12 protein-coding genes are annotated in these 17,295 nt (G+C 54.1%); 8 read left to right on the forward strand and 4 right to left on the reverse strand.

Annotated elements, in window-relative coordinates; all coding sequences use genetic code 11:
• The first annotated feature begins 12 nt into the window (after positions 1 to 12).
• The 4 genes from LG198_RS11310 (at position 13) to LG198_RS11325 (ending at position 6,516) form a co-directional block, all read left to right on the forward strand.
• On the forward strand, positions 13 to 3,192 hold the full coding sequence (locus tag LG198_RS11310; RefSeq protein ID WP_230343291.1) for an efflux RND transporter permease subunit: 3,180 nt from the start codon (positions 13 to 15) through the stop codon (positions 3,190 to 3,192).
• Positions 3,193 to 3,196: 4 nt separating this feature from the next.
• Entirely contained in the window at positions 3,197 to 4,615 is a 1,419-nt protein-coding gene (locus tag LG198_RS11315; RefSeq protein ID WP_230343292.1) for a TolC family protein, read from the forward strand.
• A 55-nt stretch (positions 4,616 to 4,670) separates the two neighbouring features.
• Positions 4,671 to 4,880 (forward strand): hypothetical protein, encoded by a 210-nt coding sequence (locus tag LG198_RS11320; protein ID WP_230343293.1) that lies wholly within the window; start codon positions 4,671 to 4,673, stop codon positions 4,878 to 4,880.
• A 220-nt stretch (positions 4,881 to 5,100) separates the two neighbouring features.
• Positions 5,101 to 6,516 carry an MFS transporter gene (locus LG198_RS11325; protein ID WP_230343294.1) on the forward strand — a complete coding sequence of 472 codons (1,416 nt, stop codon included), beginning with the start codon at positions 5,101 to 5,103 and terminating at the stop codon, positions 6,514 to 6,516.
• A gap of 139 nt (positions 6,517 to 6,655) precedes the next feature.
• Here LG198_RS11325 and LG198_RS11330 read toward each other — a convergent pair whose 3' ends face one another.
• A complete protein-coding gene (locus LG198_RS11330) occupies positions 6,656 to 8,725 on the reverse strand; it encodes a TonB-dependent receptor (RefSeq protein ID WP_230343295.1) in 2,070 nt (689 codons plus the stop codon).
• A gap of 255 nt (positions 8,726 to 8,980) precedes the next feature.
• Here LG198_RS11330 and LG198_RS11335 point away from each other — a divergent pair, with 255 nt between their 5' ends.
• Together LG198_RS11335 and LG198_RS11340 are read left to right on the forward strand one after the other, a co-directional pair.
• Positions 8,981 to 9,790, forward strand: coding sequence for a PEP-CTERM sorting domain-containing protein (locus LG198_RS11335; protein WP_230343296.1), 810 nt, complete (start codon positions 8,981 to 8,983; stop codon positions 9,788 to 9,790).
• Between the two features lie 60 nt (positions 9,791 to 9,850).
• A complete protein-coding gene (locus tag LG198_RS11340) occupies positions 9,851 to 10,678 on the forward strand; it encodes a PEP-CTERM sorting domain-containing protein (protein WP_230343297.1) in 828 nt (275 codons plus the stop codon).
• Positions 10,679 to 10,730: 52 nt separating this feature from the next.
• Here LG198_RS11340 and LG198_RS11345 read toward each other — a convergent pair whose 3' ends face one another.
• The 3 genes from LG198_RS11345 to LG198_RS11355 form a co-directional block, all read right to left on the reverse strand.
• Positions 10,731 to 11,264 carry a GNAT family N-acetyltransferase gene (locus tag LG198_RS11345; protein ID WP_230343298.1) on the reverse strand — a complete coding sequence of 178 codons (534 nt, stop codon included), beginning with the start codon at positions 11,262 to 11,264 and terminating at the stop codon, positions 10,731 to 10,733.
• A 20-nt stretch (positions 11,265 to 11,284) separates the two neighbouring features.
• Positions 11,285 to 12,367, reverse strand: a complete 1,083-nt coding sequence (gene aroG / locus LG198_RS11350) for a 3-deoxy-7-phosphoheptulonate synthase AroG (RefSeq protein ID WP_230343299.1) — start codon at positions 12,365 to 12,367, stop codon at positions 11,285 to 11,287.
• Between the two features lie 137 nt (positions 12,368 to 12,504).
• Entirely contained in the window at positions 12,505 to 12,930 is a 426-nt protein-coding gene (locus tag LG198_RS11355) for a hypothetical protein (RefSeq protein ID WP_230343300.1), read from the reverse strand.
• Positions 12,931 to 13,424: 494 nt separating this feature from the next.
• Here LG198_RS11355 and LG198_RS11360 point away from each other — a divergent pair, with 494 nt between their 5' ends.
• Entirely contained in the window at positions 13,425 to 14,438 is a 1,014-nt protein-coding gene (locus LG198_RS11360) for a DUF481 domain-containing protein (protein WP_230343301.1), read from the forward strand.
• A 279-nt stretch (positions 14,439 to 14,717) separates the two neighbouring features.
• Complete coding sequence (locus tag LG198_RS11365; protein ID WP_230343302.1) at positions 14,718 to 17,291, forward strand: bifunctional diguanylate cyclase/phosphodiesterase; 2,574 nt, start codon at positions 14,718 to 14,720, stop codon at positions 17,289 to 17,291.
• The last annotated feature ends 4 nt before the right edge of the window (positions 17,292 to 17,295 follow it).

Raw genomic sequence — 17,295 nt, forward strand, 5'->3', positions numbered from 1 at the left:
ACAGGTAACCATATGCTGAATATCTTTATCAAAAGGCCGGTGATGGCGATCGTGCTGTCGCTGCTTATCGTGTTTCTCGGGTTCTTGTCCATCAAGACCCTGCCAACTTCGCAGTTTCCCGATATCGCGCCGCCGCGCGTGATTGTCTCCCTGGCCTATCCCGGCGCCAGCGCAGATGTGCTGGTGCAGTCGTCGCTGATCACGATTGAGCGGGCGATCAACGGCGTGCCGGGCATGAAGTACATCATGTCCGATGCGACCAGCGCCGGCGAGGCTACCATCCAGGTGATCTTCGAGCTGGGTACCGACCCGAACCAGGCCATGATCAACGTCAAGACGCGCCTGGACCAGGTCATGAGCCGCCTGCCGGAACTGGTGCAGATGGAAGGGGTGGTGGTCGAGCGCGTGCAGCCCAGCATGCTCATGTACATCAACTTGTACAGCAAGGATAAGAACGCCGACGAGAAGTTTCTGTTCAACTATGCCAATGTCAACGTGATCCCCGAGATCCAGCGCGTCAACGGTATTGCGCAGGCCAAGATTCTGGGCAGTCGGCAATATGCCATGCGCATCTGGCTCAACCCGGACCGCATGCGCGCCTACAAGGTCTCGACCGACGAGGTGATGGAGGCGATCAACAACCAGAGCATCATCGGCCGTCCCGGTCGCCTAGGGCAAAGCTCGGGCATCTCGGCGCAATCCAAGGAATACGTGCTGATCTACCAGGGCAGGTACAACAAGCCGGAGCAGTACGAAGACATCATCATCCGCGCGGATGCCGAAGGCGAGGTGCTCAAGCTCAAGGATATCGCCAAGGTCGAGCTGAGCAGCGAGTTTTACGACATCTACTCGAACAAGGACGGCTATCCCTCCGCGGCGATCGTGCTCAAGCAGAACTACGGCAGCAATGCCAGCGACGTGATCGAGAAGGTCAAGGAGCGCATGGAGGAGTTGAAGGGCTCGTTTCCCGGAGGCATGGAATATGAAATCAACTACGATGTTTCCAGGTTCCTCGACGCGTCGATTGAGAAGGTGATCCATACCTTGATCGAGGCTTTCGTGCTGGTGGCGCTGGTGGTATTCATCTTTCTCGGCGACTGGCGCTCGACGCTGATCCCGATCCTGGCGGTGCCGGTGTCGCTGATCGGCACGTTCGCCTGCATGCAGATGTTCGGCATCTCCATCAACCTCATCACGCTGTTTGCCCTGGTGCTGGCGATCGGGATCGTGGTGGATAACGCCATCGTGGTGGTGGAAGCCGTGCATGCCAAGATGGAGGCGGAGCACTTGACGCCATACCGCGCCACGCAAAAGGTGCTCGGCGAGATCGGCGGCGCCATCGTCGCGATCACGCTGGTGATGACGGCGGTGTTCATCCCCGTTGCGTTCATGACCGGGCCGGTCGGCGTGTTCTACCGGCAGTTTTCCATCACCATGGCTTCGTCGATCGTCATTTCAGGCATCGTGGCATTGTCGCTGACGCCCGTGCTGTGCGCGATGTTGCTGAAGAACAACCATGGCGAGCCGAAAAGAAGAACCCCGGTCAGCATGGCGCTTAATGCGTTCAACCGCCTGTTCGAGAAGGTCACCGGGCGCTACACCGATTTGCTCAATGTGGTGGTGACCAGGAGGGTGATCACGCTGCTCCTGTTGGGCGCTTTTGCATTCGGCACCTTTGTCGTCAATAAATCCCTGCCTGCGGGCTTCATTCCCGGGGAGGATCAGGGCATGGTGTATGCGATCATCCAGACGCCGCCCGGCTCCACGTTGGAAATGACGAACAAGGTGGCGCGCGAGTTGCAGGGCATTGCATCCAAGATCGAGGGCATCCAGTCCGTATCTTCCCTTGCGGGCTACGAGGTGCTGACCGAGGGGCGCGGATCCAATGCGGGTACTTGTATCATCAACCTCAAGGATTGGTCGCAACGCAAGCGCTCGGTGCATGAAATCATCGAGGAGCTGGAGGAGAAAACCCGGGAGTTCGGCGCCGTCATCGAGTTCTTCGAGCCGCCGGCCGTGCCGGGATACGGCGCTGCGTCCGGCCTGGCATTGCGCTTGCTGGACAAGACTGACAATACCGATTACCACGAGTTCGACAAGATCAACCAGGACTTCATGGCCGCCCTAGGCAAGCGCAAGGAGCTGACCGGACTGTTTACTTTCTATGCCGCCAATTATCCGCAATACGAATTGCAGATAGACAACAAGCTGGCAATGCAGAAGAAGGTATCCATCGCCAAGGCCATGGACAACCTGGACATCCTGATCGGAAGTACCTACGAGCAGGGCTTCATCCGTTTCAACAACTTTTTCAAGGTCTATACCCAGGCCGATCCCGAGTTCCGCAGGTATCCCAGCGATATCCTGAGTTACTACGTGAAAAACGAGGAGGGTGAAATGGTGCCTTACTCGGCTTTCATGAAGATGAAGAAGATGCAGGGGCCGAACGAGATCACCCGCTACAACCTCTACAACTCCGCAGCGATCAGGGCGATGCCGGCCGAGGGATATACCACCGACGATGCCATCAAGGTGGTGCAGGAAGTTGCGCGTGCCACATTGCCCCGCGGCTACGACGTTGGCTGGGAAGGCCTGTCGTTCGATGAGGCCAGCCGGGGCAATGAGGCCGTGGTGATTTTCATCGTGGTGCTGGCGTTCGTGTACATGGTGCTGGCGGCGCAGTATGAGAGTTTCATCCTGCCTTTCGTTGTCGTGCTGTCGCTGCCTGCGGGTGTATTCGGTTCTTTCTTCCTGCTGAAAATGCTGGGGCTGGCTAACGATATTTATGCCCAGGTCGGGCTGGTCATGCTGGTCGGCCTGCTCGGCAAGAATGCAGTGTTGATCGTCGAGTACGCCGTGCAGAAGCACGAACAGGGCATGTCGATCAAGGATGCTGCCATCGAGAGCGCCAAGGTGCGTTTCCGTCCTATCCTCATGACCTCGTTCGCCTTTATTGCCGGCCTGATTCCCCTGGTGCTTGCAACAGGCGCGGGCGCGGTCGGCAACAGAACCATCGGTACATCGGCGTTGGGCGGCATGCTGTTCGGCACCATTTTTGGCGTCATCCTGATCCCAGGCCTGTATTACATCTTTGCCAAGATGTCCGAGGGCAAGGCGCTGATCAGGAACGAGCAGTTCGAGCCTTTAACTGAAATCTATCACTACAGTAAGAATGATGATGATCAAGAATAAATCAATGCAGATGGTGGCCGTTGCGTGCATGGCGATGACGGTGCAGGCGTGCTCGATCCCGACAGTGGCCACCAGGAAACCCGAGGTCAGCCTTCCTGAAAACTATGCCAACGCGGTGCACAAGCAATCGAGTGTTGCGAGCGTCAACTGGAAGGAATTCTTCGACGATCCTTACTTGCCGGGATTGATCGATACCGCGATCGCCAACAACCAGGAGGTCAATATGCTCATGCAGCGCATCAGCATGGCCGAGAACGAAATCCTGGCGAGGAAGGGGGAATACCTGCCCTTCGTTGGCGTGGGCGGTGCCGCCGATGTGGAGAAGGTCGGCCGCTACACGCGCAACGGCGCGGTCGAGGAAAGCCTGGAAATCAAGGAGGGGAAATCGTTTCCCAAATATCTCGGCAATTACCAGTTCGGCCTCTATTCCTCCTGGGAGCTGGATGTCTGGAAGAAGTTGAGGAATGCGACCAAGGTAGCCACCATGGAATATATGGCCTCGGTAGAAGGCAGGAATTTCCTCGTGACCAACCTGGTGGCGGAGGTCGCCAATGCTTACTATGAGCTTGTCGCGCTGGACAATGAGCTGGAGACGCTGGATAGCAATATCCAGATACAGCAGCATGCATTCGAGGTGGTGAAAGAACTGCAGCAATATGCCAGGGCGACCTCGCTTGCCGTCAGCCGCTTCGAGGCCGAGGTCAACAAGAACCAGAGCCAGCGCTATGTCCTCAAGCAGCAGATTGTCGAAACCGAGAACCGCATCAACTTGCTCCTGGGCCGCACGCCGCAACCGATTCAAAGGGCATCTGGCGGTTTCATGGACATAAGGCCGAAAATAATAGAGGCCGGCATTCCTTCCGAACTCCTGGAAAACCGTCCCGACATCAGGAAGGCCCAGCTTGAACTTGCCGCTGCCGACTTGAATATCGAAGTGGCAAAGGCCAGTTTCTATCCCTCGTTTTCCATCAAGGCCGGTGTGGGGTTCCAGGCATTCAACCCGCGTTATTTGCTGAGGACGCCCGAATCTCTGGCGCTTTCATTGGGCGGGGATTTTATGGCGCCCTTGATTAACCGCAACGCCATTATTGCGGACTATAAGAATGCCAATGCCGCGCAGGTCGAGGCCGCCTATGAGTATGAAAAAACCATCATTGGCGCCTACGGCGAAGTGGCGAACCAGCTATCCGGCATCGACAACCTTGAGAAGAACTACCAGCTTAAAAGCAACCAGGTTGAGGCGCTGAACCATTCCATCGACGTTTCCAATCAACTGTTCAAATCCGCCCGCGCGGACTACATGGAAGTGTTGCTGACGCAACGGGATGCGCTTGAGGCAAAAATGGATTTGATAGAAACGAAGCAGAAGCAGGTTGCTGCTGTGGTCAATCTGTACAAGGCCCTTGGAGGCGGGTGGAGATAAGCGGTTTTTGTTCGTGAATTTTGTTATTTAACAATATCAATTTTTGGAGATCATCATGAAAAAGGCAGTTTTCGTTATGGCAGTCGCATTAGCTTCGGGCTGGGTGTCGTTCGCGCAGGCGGAAGACAACCATCCCCATTTCAGCCGCCATTTCAATTTCAGCCATGTCGATGCCGCGGCGCTGGACACGCAGCATCCCGATGGCAAGAAACTGGTTTATGTGGCATTGCCCAAGAATCTCAAGGTAAAGCACTTTATCGGTTAACGGCTGGGAGCAATTGACACACAATCCTCACCCCTGGATGTTTCGGCATCAGGGGTGTTTTCAATTTCAAGGGAGCAATTCCAATGCCGCCTGATTGCCTGGCAATATGCAAGCGATGGCAGGCGCTACTGCGTGCATTGCATTTTTACGGTACCATCAGCCCGCTTTGTTCAGCCTGCGGTTGAGCGGGCATTTATCTTTACCTCCCGGGAATCCCTACATGCAAGTTGACTCTCAAGAGTCGCGCAGCCGCTGGCTGGCGTTGATTGTTTTATGTTTCGGCGTGCTCATGATCGTGCTCGATACCACGATTGTGAACGTGGCCCTGCCTTCTATCCGGGCCGATCTTGATTTCAGCGAGACATCGTTGGTATGGGTGGTGAACGCCTATATGCTCACCTTCGGCGGTTTCCTGCTGCTGGGCGGCAGGCTCGGGGATTTTTTCGGGCAGCGGCGCTTGTTTCTGGTAGGGATTGCATCATTCACCGTCGCATCGCTGGTCTGCGGCATGGCGGTGACCCAGCAGCAGCTGGTGTGGGCGCGTGCATTGCAAGGCCTGGGTGGTGCGGTAGTGTCGGCGGTGGCGCTGTCATTGATCATGAACTTGTTCACCGAGCAGGGCGAGCGTGCCAAGGCCATGGGGGTGTACGGCTTTGTCTGTGCGGGTGGCGGCAGCCTGGGCGTGTTGTTGGGCGGTGTGCTGACCAGCACCTTGAGCTGGCACTGGATTTTCCTGGTGAACCTGCCGATTGGCGTCGTGGTGTATGTCTTGTGTCTCAAGCTATTGCCTGCGCACGGTGCGGAGGTGCGTCCGCAGAAGCTTGATGTCGGCGGCGCGGTAAGCATTACGGCTTCCATGATATTGGCGGTGTATGCGATTGTGAACGGCAACGAGGCTGGCTGGTTTTCCGTACAGACTTTGGGCTTGTTTGCCGTAGCGGGTTTGCTGTTTGTACTGTTTATTGTCCTGCAATTACGGGTGGCGGTGCCTTTGATGCCGCTAAGTTTGTTCCGGCAGCGCAATGTGGCGGTAGCCAATGTGGTGGCTGTGTTATGGGCGGCAGCGCTGTTTGCCTGGTTTTTCATGGCAGCGCTGTATATGCAGTTTGTGCTGAAGTATGACGCGCTGCATGTGGGGTTTGCATTTTTGCCTGCCAATATCGTGATGGCGCTGTTTTCGCTGGGAATTTCCGCCTGGCTGGTGATGCGTATAGGGATTCGTGCTTCACTGGCACTGGGGCTTGCGCTTGCTGCATTGGGCCTGGGATGGTTTGCGCGGGCGCCGCTGGATGGCCATTTCTGGGTGGATATTTTTCCTTCCATGGTGTTGCTCGGGCTGGGTGGCGGTATTGCATTCAATCCCTTGCTGCTTGCGGCGATGAACGACGTGGCGCCTGAGGATTCCGGCCTGGCATCCGGCGTGGTGAATACGGCATTCATGATGGGAGGCGCCGTGGGCCTCGCCGTGCTGGCCAGCCTGGCTGCCCTGGTGAGCCAGCAATTGCTTGCGCAGGGCCAGGCATTGCCTGCTGCATTATTGTCAGGTTACCAGCTCGCTTTCCTGCTCGGTGCAACGATGGCAGGCATTGGTGCAGGCCTGGCCCTACTTTTGATGCGCGAGCCCAAGCGCGGCTGACAAAACTCTCCTGGCGTTGTTGCCCTGCCTTGCCGTACTCCTTGTACTGCCTGCGGCCGGGCGCCTAGCCAGGAGCGCTTCGCTGAGTTTTGTCAGCCGCGCTTGGCAGCAAGCATGCTGGCGGTATGCATTGAATCGGTTAGATATCCAGCCGCAAGCCAACTTCAATATTGCGGCCTAGTTCCGGCGTGTAATAGCGCAGGAATGAGGTGCTGTTGCGGATGTCTGCATTGGTGATGTTGCGCATGCTGATGAAGAAATCGCCGGTGAGCCAGTTGGATACTTCAATGCTGCGGCGCAACGCGATATCCACCTTGTTGTAGCTGTCGGTGCCGGGTTCCGGCAACATTTCGTCTCCCACTGGCATGGTGCCGGTGCGATTTTGCGCACGCATATGGGTGAAGCGGATGTCGCCGTCCCATTTGCCTATGCCGGCTTGTATCAGCAATCCATGGCGTGCAGGGGCCAGGCGCGGGACATGGGTGTTGTCATCCAACATGCCCCTCACCTGGTCGGCAAACACACTGGCGCGGAACTTGCGCATGCCGGGGATTTGCAGGGGCAAACCAATTTCAGCTTCATAGCCATGGAAGCTGGCATCCTGCTGGCGATATTGCATTGTGATTAGACATTGATCTTGCAGCCCGCAAGTACCAATGGCTTGTGGTCTCAAAATAATGGAATTCATTTTGATGACGCCTGCATTCTGTTGGTAGATATAATTTTTGGCAGAATATTTGAACAAGTTAAGGTTGGCATCCAGCTTGCCGAGCTTTTGTTGTAGGCGGATATCCCAGCCATTCAGCGTTTCTATATCAAGGTTTCTTGCGCCGATATCATATGTCCTGGTCGCAAGGTGGGGGCCATATGCGGCAAGTTCCTGAATATCCGGCGCACGTCTGGCAATCCAGCGGTTTATGGTGATGCTGCCGGTCTTATAAGCGCGTTTTAGTGCCAGCGAATAGCTTTCAGGACTGAAATCCTTTTTTTCTGCCGGAATAACGTAGGAAACAGGCATAGGAATGTCCCGCGGCGTGATCCAGACAGTCTGGGCGCCAGCATCGGTTCTATTTTTCTCGTGGCGGAAACCAAATTCCAGTTGCCAGGGATTGAAGTCTAGGGTTTCAATCAGGTAGATGCCTTTGGAGTTTATCTTCGATTCCGGCACAAATGCCTCCATACCCAAGGCGGAAAAATCGCGGTTGATGCCATGAAAGCCCAAGGTGCCTGATAGGTTGGGGAATAGCCTATGGTTGAATTCCAGCCGGTGTTCAATGACATCATTGCTGAAACGTGTCTGCTGCACGCCATTGCTGAGTTCATCGTGATGGTAGCGGGATTTGCCGATGCGCAACGCGATGCTTTCCAGCCATTCCGATGGCAAAAACAATTCTCCCTTGAGGTCAATGCGGTCTTGCTGCATGTCGATGCGCACACGTTCTGCTTGCTCGACCGGGCCGCCGCCGTGGCTATGTGATGGCCCCATGGGGATACCATAGTTGTTGGCATAGTGGCTGAGCGAAATGCCGATATAGCCCATCTCGCCAAATACACTGGCGCCGACACTGCCGCCTTTGCTGCGGGCATTGGTATTGTCGACATATCCACGCGTGTTGGTCGGTAGCTCCCCGCCAAACAACTGGGTAATCGTATCCTGGTCAATCGCCATGCCCGGCACGTGAATATTGTTGCTTTCCCGTCCATGCACATCGGCATGAAACGCCACCTGGCCAGCCTTGGTGAGCAGTTCCGTCGCCATGATGCGCTCATCATGGTTGGTATTAAAACGTAACTGCGTAGTGACCTTGGTCTTGGTCGGCAAACGTTCAGGAATGCGGCCATCAGTGATTTCCACCGCGCCGCCAATGGCGCCACCGCCATTGCGGATGGTGGCTGGGCCGCGCAACACCTTGATTTCCTTTGCCAACAGGGATTCGACAGTGGTGCCATGGTCCGGGCTCATGGCGGAGGCATCGTGCGTGCCTACGCCATTGACCATGACGCGGGTGCGCGGGCCATGCTGGCCGCGGATCAGCGGCAGGCCGACATTGGGGCCGAATGTGGCATTGGCCACCCCCAGCTCATCCTGCAGCGTGGCGCCCAGTGTTGCGGCGCTCTTGAGCATCAGGTCTTTGCCCGACAGCGTGCTGGAAGGGTCAAGCGAGTTGGTCAGTTCTTCTGGCGTGGCCTGTACCTCTATGGCATCCAATACGATAGGAGCACCTTCCGCAGATGAGTTTTCTGCTGCGAATGCAGATGAACAGACCCCTGAAAATGCGAGAGCCAGCCGCCACAGGTTGTGACTGAATTGGGTTGGTTTGATAGTTGAGCTCACATCCAGGCCAATAATATTGAGGAATTCAATTCCTTGAACAAGGGGATATTGTAATGCAACACTATTTCATAATACAACAATGTTGCAACACGCAACATTGTTGTATTATGATCCGTAGGTGTTCAGATAGTGGATCTGAACAGGAATTTATATCTTCTTGTTTATAAAGGGAGTAATACCATGCGTCATTTGATTGCGACAATGTTTGTAAGCGCCAGCTTATTCAGCGGGGCAGTATTTGCAGAGGATCATCTGCATGATGGTGATATTGAAGTTGAATTGCATGATGGAAAATTTGAGGTTCATGGTGCAGGACATAGCCAAGAAGGAACGGGCTATGCCATTTTCGAAGCGGATTTCCGTGATTTCGCCGCTGGTCCTTATGGTACAAGAGACCCGGGCTTTGATAGCCATGCCAACACTTTCGCATCAGGCGACATCGTCGGCTACCAGGCTGTTGGTTCATTATGGTCATGGACAGGCGATGTTTGGACCAATGTCGTGAATAATGGTGAAACCATCAGCCTTGCTGGCGCTGCGGGCGAGAGCACCGCTTGGGGCGTAGATGGCATTAGCGGCGATACTTTTGGTGCAATCGGCCAGGCCGGATCTGCCGGTAACATCCATTCTCATCTGGATTGGGCGATTAATGCTGCTTCTGGCTTGCCAACAGATGGCGCTTACTTTATCACCCTGCAACTGGTTTCTCTTGAGTTTGATGCCACCGGCAGCCTGGTAATTTCCGACAACGGTTATCTCAGTTCCGATCCATTCTATCTGGTCTTCAATAGCGGCCTGAGCGACGCTGCTTTCCACACTGCTGTTCATGGTTTGGAAGACAATCTGATTGCTGCTGTTCCTGAGCCAAGCACCTATGCCATGTTCCTGGCTGGTCTGGGTCTGATGGGATGGCAATTGCGCCGTCGTCAACAGGCTTAAGTCTGCAAGAAAAGCACCCTCAGGGGTGTTTTTCTTTGAGTTACGATTGAGGAGCAAAAAATGATAAGGTCTTCTATATTGGCATTTGCCATGCTGGGCTATGCCACGTTTGCCCAGGCCGTGCATTACGATGTGCAGGTTGGCACCAGCAACGGTGCCGTTGCCGGCAGCAAGCTGGAAATCGATTTTTATGGCGATTACGACCTGGCTGGAAAATTGCCGGTAGACACCCAAACCGGCTACAAGATATTCCCTGGATATTTTGACGACCTGGAAGGCGGACCGCGCATGACTGATGATCCCGGCTTTCAATCTTTCTCCAATGCATTCCTGTATGGCGAGGAGGTACATTTCAGGGCCGTTGGGGCACTTTCATACTGGGACCCCAATACCGGCGCCTGGGGCGATGCTGCGAGTAGCGCGACAGTAACCCTCTATGGCGCAATCCCGGCAAATGTCTGGATCAATTACATGTTGAATCCAGGCAATGCGGCCTATGCGGCAGAATACAACTACTACGCAGGAGGCACCGTCTATGGTGCTGATGGCATCAGCGGGCCGCAGACAGCTGCGGTTGATGCTGCAAACAGAAATGGCACCTTCCATTCTCACCTGGACTGGAAACTTTCTGATTCAGCTCCGGCGGGTGCTTATCTTCTGACCTTGCAGCTATGGTCGCCAGCCACCGAAAACGGCGAGCAGAAATATATTGATTCTGATCCATTCCATGTGCTGTTCAAGTCGGCTGGCATTACCCAGGCACAGTATGACGAGGCGTTTGACTCGCGCATTGCTGCGGCAGTGCCTGAAGCAGATACCTGGGCCATGTTGCTGGTGGGGCTGGCAGGCCTTGTAGTATGGAGGCGCCGTCAGGTGTCGGCGGCATAAGCTACGCTGATTCCCTGTTTCGTTTCTCTTTGCCCGGCAATGCCGGGCTTTTTTATGTGGGATTCCTGATGGGTGCCAGTGGGCGCACCATGTAACATGCGGCCCTGTCGTAGCTTTGCAGTTTTTCAGCGCTGACGAGATGGTTGGCATGCTGGAATTGCTGCCGTTGCCAGAAAGCGGATGAGTGGTTGACGGCGATCAGCGAGAGGGTGTTCAAGCCTGCGCATTCAGCTTGCGTGCATAGTTGCGAGAGTATTTGGCTGGCTGCGTTGGAACCGCGTGCTTCTGGCAGCAGGGCAATATCATGGAGATAATAAGTGCTGGGGTTGCCGGGCAATGTACACAGCATGCTGTTGAGTGCGGGAGGTTTGCCCAGCAGCCAGGGGTGGCTGATCAGGTAACCGCCAAGACGGTTTCCCCGCTGGCGCACCCAGCAACCTTGCGGGTATATCTGTTGACGCTCAGCGAAGACATCTGGATCTTCGGGATAGCCTGGATGCACCTGCGCGGCAATCTGCATGATCGCCGGCAGGTCGCCAGACTGCATTGGCCGCCATGATGCGGTGGCGTGCATGCTTAAGATCATGAACAGGCTCTAAGGGATTGCTACTCGGCTTCCTCTTGGTGCTTGCGCCGCAGGCGCACACTTTCGGCCAGGGTATCGAGCAATGTAATGGAGTCTTCCCAACCCAGGCAGCCATCGGTGATGGATTTGCCGTATTCCAGTTGACATCCCGGAATCAAGTCCTGCCTGCCTTCATGCAAATGTGACTCTATCATGACCCCGACAATGCGGTCGTCGCCACTGGCGATCTGGCTGGTCACGTCCGCTACCACATCAATCTGGCGCTTGAATTGCTTGAGGCTGTTGGCATGGGAACAGTCGATCATGACCTTGGCGGCCAATCCGGCATTGGCAAGTTCGCGCGTGGCATCTTCCACGCTGGCGGCATCGTAATTAGGCGTTTTGCCGCCACGCAGGATCACATGGCAATCTTCATTGCCGCTGGTGGAGATGATCGCTGAGCGGCCTTCCTTGGTGACTGACAAAAAATGGTGAGGGCTGGCTGCCGCCTTGATGGCATCCACGGCAATACGGATATTGCCGTCGGTGCCATTCTTGAACCCGACTGGGCAGGAGAGGCCGGAGGCAAGCTCGCGGTGAATCTGCGATTCCGTCGTGCGTGCGCCGATGGCTCCCCAACTGACGAGGTCGGCCGTGTACTGCGGTGTGATCACGTCAAGGAACTCGGTGCCGGCAGGCATGCCGAGATCATTGACATCCAGCAGGAAGCGGCGGGCCAGTTCCAGGCCCTCGTTGATGCGGTAGCTGCCATCCAAGTATGGGTCGTTGATCAGGCCCTTCCAGCCCACGGTGGTACGCGGTTTCTCGAAATACACCCGCATCACAAGCAGCAGTTCGTGCTCGAAGCGCGCGCGCAGTTCAACCAGGCGGCGGGCATATTCCAGCCCGGCATCGTAATCGTGAATGGAGCAGGGGCCGATGATGACCAGCAGCCTGTCGTCGGCACTGTGCAGGATTTTGTGAATGGCGCTGCGGGTGACCACAATATTATCGGTCGTGGCGGTACTTGCCGGCAGCTCCTCAAGCAGCTCTGACGGTAATCTCAGCTCCTTGATTTCCTTGATGCGAACATCGTCAGTCGCAATTTTCTGGTATGGGCTCATTCTTCTATTGCCGTCGCCTAGTGGGTAACCAGGCTTGGCACGGCGTTTCATCTTTAAAAAAGTTGATTATTATATCTTTATGCAGGTATTCATGCCTGAGTTTGTATCAGGATTGAGCATGATGCCGGTTGCGGATGTCAAGGTGATGGCAATGTATTGGCAGTTTTGCATACCAAGGTATGAAAGCCTGGCTTTGCCCCATCGATATGGTCAAAATAGCCGTCTGCGGCAGCCTGCACAGTGCCCTGCGGACAGGTGAACATGGTGGAGGCGGATTCCGCAAGCGGTACATAACCCGCAATGCGGCCGTTGGCATCGTGACTGGAAATCAGTTTGTAGAAAATACGGCGGTTGCCTTCTTCGGCGATCTCGGAGGCAGTCCAACACATTTCGCCATAAAAATACGCATCTATCTTGTCCTGCTTATAGTCGGCAAATACCACACCGCCGACTACCGGATTACCACTTTCCGGCTTGAAGTTGCCATAGTCCTTGCATACTGCAAAAGCAGTGGCGCCATGGAACATGAGTGTGGCAAACATCAGGGAGATAAGATTTTTCATGCGGATTATCCTAAATAACACGTGTTGTTTTGCCGGCTATTCTCGCACAACTCATGATTGTGCTCGTAGGGAGGATGTACCTTTGAACTCTTTTAAGGCGCTTTGCTCTTAACTTCTATTGGTTTGCCCTGGGCCAGGGTTGAATAATAAAATAATCACGATTACGGGCATCAGGTCTTTATACGTATGAAGGCAAAACCGTATTAATGTATTTCATCCTCCCTATCAGGCTGTCTGATGGGCGAGTCTATTCGGGGAAATTATCAGGGAAAATCCTGCGAGCCGGGAAATTGAACATTTGCTAAAGGCGTGTTGCAGTAAACTGGGCACGATTTTTGAATGTGTGGCTTATCTCCGTATCTGAACTTTATTAATAGAAATGTGCTGAACTGCAGGCCAGATTCCTTTGGGAATATGGCCGGAAAGGATAAATCTTGTATCGCACTGTGTTTAAAAATCTAACCGTTGCCAGTTTATTGGCGACAGGTTTTGGCATGTTGTCCTTATCTGCGGGTGCCGATGAGATACGCCTGAAGAATGGGGATGTGATTACCGGCAAGGTGGTGAGAAAATTTAATGACAAGGTTGTGTTCAACACCTCTTATGCCGGCGATATCCAGGTGACCTGGTCTCAGATTGAAACCATCAAGACAGATGAGGCGCTTGCGGTCACATTGACCGACCGTACCAATCTCAAGACGCCATTGGAAAGCTACGATAGCGGCAAGGCGACGGTCAAGCTGGCAAAGCTCGAGGATGACGATAGTGATGAAGAGAAGCAGTATCAGGAGAAAGAAATTCCCCTGTCTGATTTGCTTTACATCAACCCGACACCAGAGCTTTCCGGGGTAGGCGTCAATTGGAGCGGTCGTGTCAATCTCGGTGGCTCAGTGACGCAGGGGAACACTGATACCACTACCATCCGTCTGGATGGCGAATCGATTGCACGTACGCTCAATCATCGTCTGACTGTGGCAGCCGTGGTGAACCGTGCCACCAACAATGGGGAAAATACCCAGTTCAATAATCGCTCATCCATCAAGCTGGATCGCTTTATCAGCAACAAGTGGTATGTATATGCCAATAACACGCTGGAGAACGATCGCTTTCGTGATATCAAGCTGCGTACGACAACAGGTCTTGGTAGTGGTTATCAGGTGTATGAGCAGCCAGACCATAACCTCTTTATCGAAGGCGGTTTGAACTATGTCACGGTTAATTATTATGATGCCGAGAATGAAAGCTATCCAGGCGCACGCTGGGCGGTGAAATATGACCGTCGCCTTTTCGGTGGCGGTACCCAGTTTTTCCATGAGCACGAAGTATTGCTGGGCCTGGACAATGCGAGCAATGCGCTGGCCTTTACCAAAACCGGCTTGCGCTTCCCTATCATCAACAACTTCAATGCTTCTATCCAGTACAACCTGGATTGGGCAGGTGAGCCGGCAGACGGGCGCAAGAGCACGGATAGCGCGCTGATTTTCAACCTCGGCTATGTCTGGCAGTAATAGTTCGACCAATCAATATCATCGCGTAACCGCTTTGTATGCCAGCAGTTGATTATCAATTGCTGGCATAGCAGGGCGGGCAAACATGGTGATCTATCTATGGCTGATAATGTTTTAGTGTAGGCATGGATTGAGCTCATCAAAAAGTTTTCAATATTTCCAAGATAAAGCCGTTAATTAATCAAGGCTATTTGATTCCCAACTGTCTTGTCGGTTAAGCAATGCGGCAAGACAAGCCATTTTTAGCTGTCATCTCCAGTAAATTATCTAAGAAATTCCATGTTCTCTGACAAGGGTGGTCAATTCAGTATTGCGCAAAGGGGCTGGCAACTGCACTCCCCCTTGGTCATTGCGCTATTGATTGGCGTTTCCTTGCTTGGCGTGGCGTTTTATATCCAAGCCATCGATCATGAAGCCAATGCGCAGGAAGAGCAGCATTATGTGACGACGCTCGCGGCAGGTGTGCGTGCACGCATCGAAGGCGAGTTGAACAGCTCGATACATCTTGGATTGGGCTTGTCGACCTATGTCGCGGCCAATCCACAATTCAATGCCCAGAGTTTCAACCGGGTAGTGGCAACCCTGGTACATTACGGCCGCCATCTCAAGACGATTGCGATAGCACCAGGCAATGTGGTGCGCTATGTGTATCCGTTGGCGGGGAATGAAAAATTGATTGGCTTGCGCTACCAGGACCAGCCCTTCGATCAGGAAATTTCATTGGAAGAGTCTCGCCACCCAGAGCTGATCGGGCCGATTGACCTGGTGCAGGGCGGGCGCGGGATGGTGCATCGTTTGCCGATTTTCGCATTTGATAATGCCGGTAAAGAATATTATTGGGGTGCTGCGGCTGTCACGCTGGATATTGAGTCTCTGTTGCAGGCTACGGGCTTGCAAGTACATGGCCCTGTCATGAGTTACGCCTTGCGGCGCCTGGATCATCATGGCAAAGCAGAAATGATTGCCGGGGATAGTGCCTTGTTCAGCCGCAACCCGGTCTTGCTTGATATCAGCCTTGATGGACATTCCTATTGGCAACTGGCTAGCGTGCCTACCAAGGGTTGGGGATACCTTGCCCAGCCTGCTAACTGGATTTTCTGGATTGGCGCGCTATTGGCCCTGACGTTGGCAGTGCTTGCCTATGTCTGGTTGCGGACGATCCAGCAATTGCGTCGACGCGATGCGGAGACACGCCTTGCAAGCAGTGTGTTCACGTCCTCCAGCGAAGGGATGTTGATTGCAAGCCCGAATGATGAAGTGATCGGCATAAACCCCGCTGTGACGGCATTGACCGGCTATTCGCCGCAGGAGTTATTGGGGATGCCGGTCAGTTTTCTGGCTGCCGAGCATGTGGTGCCGGAGAGCAGGCAGCAGGCCTATTTTTCCGTCAACAAGAAAGGCGTCTGGCAAGGCGAAACCATGATGCGGCACAAGCAAGGGCATGTGTTCCCTGTGGCCCTGACAATCACCACGGTCAGCGGCCAGGATGGCCGGGCTGATTGCTATATCAATACCTTTAGCGATATCAGCGAACGCAAGGCCAATGAGGCGCGCATTCATGACTTGGCGCGCACGGATACCTTGACCGGGCTGCCCAACCGGATGAGCTTGTACAGCAGGCTGGACGAAACGCTTTCCAGAGGGTTGCAACTGGGGGTGATGATTCTGGATCTTGATAATTTCAAGATTATCAACGATACGCTGGGACACCATGTGGGCGACCAGTTGCTGGTGGAGGTGGCCAGGCGCCTGGTCTCCTGTGTCGCCCAGGAAGGCATTGTCGCGCGGCTGGGCGGGGATGAGTTCGTCATTGTGCTGGATAATGCACAGGCATCGCAGTCGGCTGGCCGCCTGGCAGAGCAGGTGTTGCAGCGATTGGCCCAGCCCTATCTGATTGAAGGATATGAGCTGCATTCATCCTCAAGCATTGGGGTTGGTATTTCTCCGCGGGATGGTGATGATGCCCATAGCTTGTTGAAGAATGTAGACACTGCCATGTATGAAGCCAAGTCGCACGGCAAGAATAACTACAAGTTCTTTACCGAAAAGATGCGCGAGGAAATCAACGAGCGCCTGTATATGGAAAACCACTTGAGGCAGGCATTGTTGCGTCAGGAGTTCGAGCTGCATTACCAGCCACAGGTGGAGCTCGCGAGTGGGCGTATCATCGGCATGGAGGCCCTTGTGCGTTGGAATCATCCGGAATGGGGCATGGTGTATCCGGACAAATTCATTAAGGTTGCCGAAGAGTGCAACCTGGTGATTCCCCTAGGAGAGTGGGTGTTGCAGGAGGCCTGCCGGCAAATGACCCAATGGCGTGATCAAGGGCTGGAGGATATTTGTATTTCTGTGAATATTTCTGCACGTCAATTAAAATCACGGCATTTGTTCCGCCTGATTGATGAATTGATTTCGGCGCATAATATCAAGCCGGGGATGCTTGAGCTTGAAATCACGGAAAGCGTGGCGATGGATGACCCTGAACAAACCATCCCCCGCATGAAAAAACTCAAGAATAAAGGCGTGGCGTTGGCGATTGATGACTTTGGCACAGGGTATTCCTCCCTGAGTTATCTCAAGCTGTTGCCGTTGACCCGCCTGAAGATAGACCGGTCCTTTGTCAAGGATATTGAAACTGACCCGAATGATGCGGCGATTTGTGCCGCTACTATCGCGCTGGCGCGTATTCTGGGTTTGGGCCTGGTCGCGGAGGGCGTGGAAACCGAAGCGCAATTGGAATATCTTCATGCCCAGGGGTGCGATAGTGCTCAAGGCTATTATTTCAGTAAACCCCTGCCGGCAGACAAAGTCATGGAGTTTGTTTCCCGTTACCAGGAGGTATTGTCGTCGTGATGGT

The sequence above is a fragment of the Methylobacillus arboreus genome (assembly GCF_020532725.1).
Lineage (GTDB): Bacteria > Pseudomonadota > Gammaproteobacteria > Burkholderiales > Methylophilaceae > Methylobacillus > Methylobacillus arboreus.